Here is a 5,960-nt window from a genome sequence, read left to right on the forward strand (position 1 = left end):
ATCAGTTGGATCCGCGAGCGCACCGCGAGGCAACAGTTCAGGGTTTCCGCCAACCGGTGCGGCAACCACGCCGACACCGCGAGCAAGCCCTTCCAGAATCGCGTAAGAACAATTCTCCCAAACCGACGGGAGGCACAGGACGTCAACGCCGCCAAGCCACTGCGCAGAATTCACCCAGCCATCGAAGCGAACCCGCTCAGTTAGTCCGAGTTGCGAAACGAGTCGCCGCAGCATCGGTTCGGTCTCTCCCGAACCCGCGAGCGCCAGCATCGCTTGCTGATCCCGGCCCGCCAGCTCGGCAAACGCCCGAACCAATAGATCCACTCGCTTCTCTGGAGCGAAGCGGCCAAGGTATCCCACCACGGCCCTACCTGGAACGCCCAGCGCGATGGCGCTTGGGTCCAGCCGGTCGATCCCGTTACGCACCACACGCACGTCTGTGCGCTGTGTCGGTCGCCAGCGGTCACGCACCGCTTGAGCAGTCGCCTCAGAAACGCCGATAATCCCACGGGTCCGTCTCATGCGCGCAATGTGAGCGAGGGCGGTCACTGCGCCGTCTGCCCGACCGTTCGCATAGGTCGCCCGATCACCGGCAATGCCGTGTTCTGTAGAGATCCGGATCGAGCCGCCCAATCTCGGCACGGCCGCCACGAGGTCTGCCCATGCCAGATGTGAATGAATGACATCAGCTCGTTGGGCTCGGGCTGCCTGCGCGACCGCCTTTGCCGAGCGTCGTACCCCTGCTTGCGTCCCAAATTCCAGCCCCGCAGTCAGTCCCTTGGCGGAAAGCTCGTCGTGCAATGGCCCGTGAGGCAATAGGAAGCGCAGTTCCCAGCCCGGGATTCCGGCATGCGCCACATCAAGAACATGGCGCCCGACCCCGGCGATTTCGGACACACCGACAACCCACAACGCGGTACGCGTCCGGTCAGCCGGTACGTCTAACAACGCAGCCCCACTTCGTCAGAACCTCCGGGCCCAAATGATCCCGTGCCCCCAGTGATTTGGCATCACCTTGATCACGGTGAATCCTGCTCGCTTCAAGCAGCGCTGGGCCTCGGATGCGGCATTTCGGTCACCAGGAAATCTCCTGTGGTATTCCATGACGAGCAACGTCGGCCCGACGCCCGCCAGCCGGTGATCGGTGAGGATTGGCCATTCACCGCCCTCGATATCGCATTTCACAAAGTCCGCAGCCCTGATCAATGGCATGACGTCGACGGCAGGTGTCAGCGGAAAGCCGTCGGCAATCCTCGATCCGGAGCCCTGGCCAGCGGCGAACCCAACTACTCCTTCGGACGTGGTGGCGCAGGCCGCAATCACGGCTACCTCGCAGCGCGGGTTGGCTCGGACAAATGTGCTAAGCGCTCGCAAGTTCTCAGGGTCCGGCTCAATACACGTAAGGCGAGCGTTCGGCCACCGAGACAGAGCGAAGGCAGCAAACCCGCCAACATTGGCGCCAATATCAAGGATCGCTGGCGACTCCGGGAGTTTCGCAGATATAGCCTCCGAGGGCTCATAGCAGCGCTGACTGAATATCTCGTGCACGAGTTCGCGGGCACCCGAGTCGTGGCGTACCACAACCCTGACGTCAGATCCGCGAACGCGGTATTGCGCGAGAGGGAGGCGGGTACCTTCACTCCACAAGAACATCCATGGTCGATCCATTTCCCAAGCTGCGGCCAGGAACCGCAGACCTAGCAGTGCCGCGCCAAGGCGCCTAACCGCGGGCCGAAGTAGTACTGGTCGCAACGGTGGGGAGTCCGCGATTCGCCGCAACTCGTTGAGGATGCTCACCGCTCGCCTCCGCCAACGGCCTCTGATCGCCGCGCAAATCGGCTTACGGTTCCTTGTCGGCTGTGTGTGAATCCGAAAAGCGCCGGAGGTTCAGTCATGATCTCGGCGTAGATCACCTCGATTCCGCGCAGCGTTTCGGTTGAGAGCGCGTCCAGAATCGGTAGTTCCTGCCCTTCGACGTCGAGCTTGAGAATGTCGATCCGGCCGGTCGCGGCAAGCTGCAACGCGAGGAACTGCTCAGCCGCGACCGAATCGACGAGAATCTCGCTGTGCACTGCATCTGCGTCATCTACTGCGACTCCCTCTTCGACCAGCATTCCGTACCTGCCGGTCTTCTCGATCAGGAAACGGCTGATGCCAGCGTGTGCGCCAATCGCGCTTGGAACCACGCTGACACGGTGCTCAAGATGATTTCGGGTCAGATTTCGGCGCAACCGTTCCACATTTCTCGGGTCGGGCTCGATGCAGACCACATGTGCATTTGGTGCGTGGGACAAGAAATACAGGGCGCTGATTCCAATGTTCGCTCCAGCATCAACGATGAGGCACTCATCCCCGGCAACTCGGTAGTCCAACTTACCGAAGCATTCACCTAGAGTCAGAAGGTCATCAACCGAGTCGATCTGAACCTCGATACGACCCATCGGAGTTCTCACCGATGCGAGCAACGGAAGTGGGCCCCTGCCGGTGGTGTACATCAACGCACCCCGGATCCCTGGCGAGATGTTTGTCAGGAACCGTCGGTACATTCGCCAGAACTCCGGGCGACGAGCGGCGTTGACCATCCGAGCTCTGCTACGAAACATGCGTCACCGGCCCGCGGTCGATCAGACAAGTCGCCAAACCGAGCATCTCAGGCAATCTACTCGCATAAGGTGTATGTGGAGCCGATATGTCCCCCAGAGCGGATATCGCGGTATCTTGTGGTCAATGCAGATCCCCGGGGCGTCGGCAACATCTCAACCAGGCAGCGGTTGGCGATTCGCGGCGAGAAGGGAGATTGGGAAGACTGCCGATACCGGCACTCGCTCCCTCATCGCGCAATGATCAACCTCTCCGACTCTGGCCAAACGGGCATTGGCGTTGGCTGGAAACCAGTTGCGGCCGTAGCAGCCGGGGTGCTGGTCGCGCTCGTAGCCGGCTACGAGGCAGGACAGGGCAACTTCGCGATCGCAGCGTCGCTCGCTGCCGTAATCGGCATCATCGCCGCTCTGTCACGACCCCATTTGATAGTCGCGGTGGGCGGTTTCCTGCTTCTCGTGCCGATCGCAACTGTATTAAGCATCCCGGGCAACGAAATTGGTGCCGCTCTGATTGTCGCCGGCGCCTGGGCAGCAAAACGTGAGCAGACAACGCTGCCCACAGCTGTGTTGGTCATCGTGCCCATGTTCATCGGGTGGCTGCTCATCATCCAATTGATCCATCCCAACGGCGCCGACGGCTGGCACCGGATGCTTCATCTCCTGTTGCTGCTCGCACTCGCCACAACCGGTGCCTCGGGTCGAATACCGACCCGCTCACTGGCCATTGGGATTGGCACAGCAATGGCGTTATCCACGGTATTGGTCGTGGCCAGCGTTGGACCATATCAATCGGCCTACGAAGGCAGAGCTAGCGGATTCTTTGGCGACCCGAATACGTTCGCAGTTACCGCAGCGGTGCTGACGCCGTTCATGTTTGGATTTCTGCGTAGCGCGTGGATCCGATGGTCGCTGCTCATTTGCGCGATCGTGGTGATCTCGGCCAGCCTGTCTAGGACCGGAATTCTCTCGCTCTACGTTGGCTTGGCCGTCATGTTGTACATGCCGCGTATACGCGGCTGGACGCTCGTCTTTCCGACGGTGGCGGCGACATTTCTTTGGTTGTTGCCGCTGCTGCCAGACTGGGCTAGCTATCGATTGTTCGGACCTTTCTCCGATCGCGAAGGAAGCGATGATCTCCGCTTCCGAATTCAGGATGCATCCGAGAAGCTCACCGCTCAGAGCCCGGTTACAGGAAACGGGCTTGGCTCAGCGAAAGTCGAATTGCACGAAGGCAATTTCTTCTTTCACAACAGCTACTACGGAATCGTCAGCGAAGTCGGCCTGATCGGTGTCGCGATCTACGCAGTCCTGGTGATTTCAGCGTTGGTGAGTGGCATTCGAAACAACGCAGTTGCGGCGGTAGCAGCGGTCTCAGCCGCGCTGGTTGGCGCAGCATCACTGGGAGAGGTTCTGCTCGACCTCCCACTGGGGTTGGCGATTGGTCTCGCGTGGGTCAAGACCGCGTATGGCGAGGGCCAGTCAAAATCCGACGATGGCGCCAACCAAGGCAGAACCGTGGTCGAGCCAGCTGAATCGGCACACTGACGTTGCAAATGCGAATCCAACTCATATCCGGTCACGGAGTGATCGGCGGCGGCGAACAGATGCTGCTTCGGATGGCCGAAGCAATGCGCACGCTGGATCAGAAAGTCCTTGTGGTTGGGCCCTCATGGGGAGACCTTGGCGCTGCGGTGCAACGACGGGACGTGGCGTATCGGGAGCTCAGAGGTGCCAATCGCAAGACCTACGCCGCTGAACTTGGCCGCTATCTTCTGAGGCGACATGGGAGTTTGATGTGGGCCAACGGTGCCATGCCAGCCCTGGCTGGCTCGTTTGCCCGTGACCCCACCGTCATGCACTTGCACCAGGAGCCATCGGTGCGACAGGCAGCCGCACTGAGACTGGCGGCGCGGCGGGCTGTGCGAGTAGTCGTTCCGTCTAACTTCATGGCGCGAAATGGGCGACATCGTGTGGCGCTGGAGAACTGGACTCAAGAGCTCAATGCTCGCCCTGCGCTCGGATCTCGTGAATTCGCGGAGATCGGCTACATCGGTCGGCTCAGCGTCGACAAAGGAGTTGATCTGCTCGCGCAGGCCGTATCGCTTCTCGTCAGAGACGCCGCCTTCGATCGACCCACGAAGCTGCTGGTCGCCGGGGATTCTCGCTTCGTTTCCGGCCAGCAACAGGAGGCAGTGGGTGAAGCGCTCAAGCAGGTGCCAGTGGAGGTCCTGACCTTGGGATGGATCGACCCAGCTGCGGTGTATGACCGGGTCGATGTTTGCGTAGTGCCATCGCGCTGGCCGGAACCCTTCGGGTTGGTCGCGGCCGAAGCGATGGCGCGCGAGTGCCGGGTAATCGTCTCGAACGCAGGAGCCCTGCCCGAAGTAGTCGGTGAGTCTCACCCGTGGGTCTTCCCAGCCCACGACGTTGAAGCGCTGGCGATTACGTTGCTGTCCGCATTGACGACAGATAGAACCACGCCAGAGCAACTCGCGCGAATACGCTGGGAAGAGAGATTCAGTCCTGGCGTGGGTACCGAGAGGCTTGCAGGCCTACTCGCCGACCTGGGGCTTTGATGCGATCTCGCACATTGCACCAGCACATTGCCAACTCGTCCATGTTTGAACAGGCTGCTCGCGTGGAATGACCTAGGGAACCCGGGAATTACTCACCGAATCGAGCCCTTATTCGCATTGCAACCGAAGGTTCACCCCACCACGCGAAATTCAGTATGATTCACTTTAATCCGCTTGCGACTAGTATGCGTACACAGAGAGCAAGATTGCCCCACTAGGAGAGTGTTGGACCTTCGGGACGCTCTACAAATAATTCGAGGTGCCTGGATAATCGTCCTCGGTTGTGTTGTGCTTGCCCTCGGCGCGGCTTTTGCAGTGACAAGCAACGTGAAACCCGTGTATAGCTCCACGTCCGTTGCTTTCGTTGGGTTCGCCGACGTCGCCAACACTGCTAGTGGCTACAACCAAGTCTACGACCAAATGCCGAGCTACCTGCTGATCGCTACCTTGCCTCCGGTACTGAAACCTGTGATCAAAGACTTGCGCCTCGACACAACGCCAGCAGCGCTCGCAACTCAGGTCACGACTACCAACCCCGAAAACACAAATTTCATCTACACAACCGTGACGGGTTCAAACCCCAACGAAGTGGTCGCCACCGCGAACGCCATCGCCGTCCAGCTTGGGGTGGTCATCAGCAGCGAAACCGCTGCGGCAGTCTCAACTCGCGGAAACGGACTTTCCGTGACAGTGGTAGATCCGGCCGTTTCCGCTTCGGCGGCACCCACGCAGCGCACAGAGCAACTTCTGATCAGCGCAGGGCTTGGACTCCTCATCGGGTTAG

6 protein-coding genes are annotated in these 5,960 nt (G+C 60.2%); 3 read left to right on the plus strand and 3 right to left on the minus strand.

Going from position 1 to position 5,960, the window contains the following annotated elements; all coding sequences use genetic code 11:
* The 3 genes from KAZ48_07300 to KAZ48_07310 form a co-directional block, all read right to left on the minus strand.
* Nucleotides 1-897 (minus strand): glycosyltransferase (locus tag KAZ48_07300; protein MBP7972590.1); only part of this gene is annotated, 897 nt, incomplete at its 3' end.
* Nucleotides 898-963: 66 nt separating this feature from the next.
* Nucleotides 964-1,797 (minus strand): FkbM family methyltransferase, encoded by an 834-nt coding sequence (locus KAZ48_07305; protein ID MBP7972591.1) that lies wholly within the window; start codon nucleotides 1,795-1,797, stop codon nucleotides 964-966.
* A complete protein-coding gene (locus KAZ48_07310) occupies nucleotides 1,794-2,603 on the minus strand; it encodes an FkbM family methyltransferase (GenBank protein MBP7972592.1) in 810 nt (269 codons plus the stop codon). The genes KAZ48_07305 and KAZ48_07310 overlap by 4 nt, the downstream gene beginning before the upstream one ends.
* 237 nt (nucleotides 2,604-2,840) lie before the next feature.
* On the opposite strand from KAZ48_07310, the gene KAZ48_07315 reads away from it, so the two are divergent.
* The 3 genes from KAZ48_07315 to KAZ48_07325 all read left to right on the plus strand — a co-directional run.
* On the plus strand, nucleotides 2,841-4,145 hold the full coding sequence (locus KAZ48_07315) for an O-antigen ligase family protein (GenBank protein MBP7972593.1): 1,305 nt from the start codon (nucleotides 2,841-2,843) through the stop codon (nucleotides 4,143-4,145).
* Nucleotides 4,146-4,153: 8 nt separating this feature from the next.
* A complete protein-coding gene (locus KAZ48_07320) occupies nucleotides 4,154-5,176 on the plus strand; it encodes a glycosyltransferase (protein ID MBP7972594.1) in 1,023 nt (340 codons plus the stop codon).
* 336 nt (nucleotides 5,177-5,512) lie between these two features.
* Nucleotides 5,513-5,960, plus strand: a 448-nt coding sequence (locus KAZ48_07325) for a hypothetical protein (GenBank protein ID MBP7972595.1), incomplete at its 3' end; no start/stop codon positions are given.

This window comes from Candidatus Nanopelagicales bacterium, assembly GCA_018003655.1.
In the GTDB taxonomy this organism is placed as follows: domain Bacteria; phylum Actinomycetota; class Actinomycetes; order S36-B12; family UBA10799; genus JAGNDY01.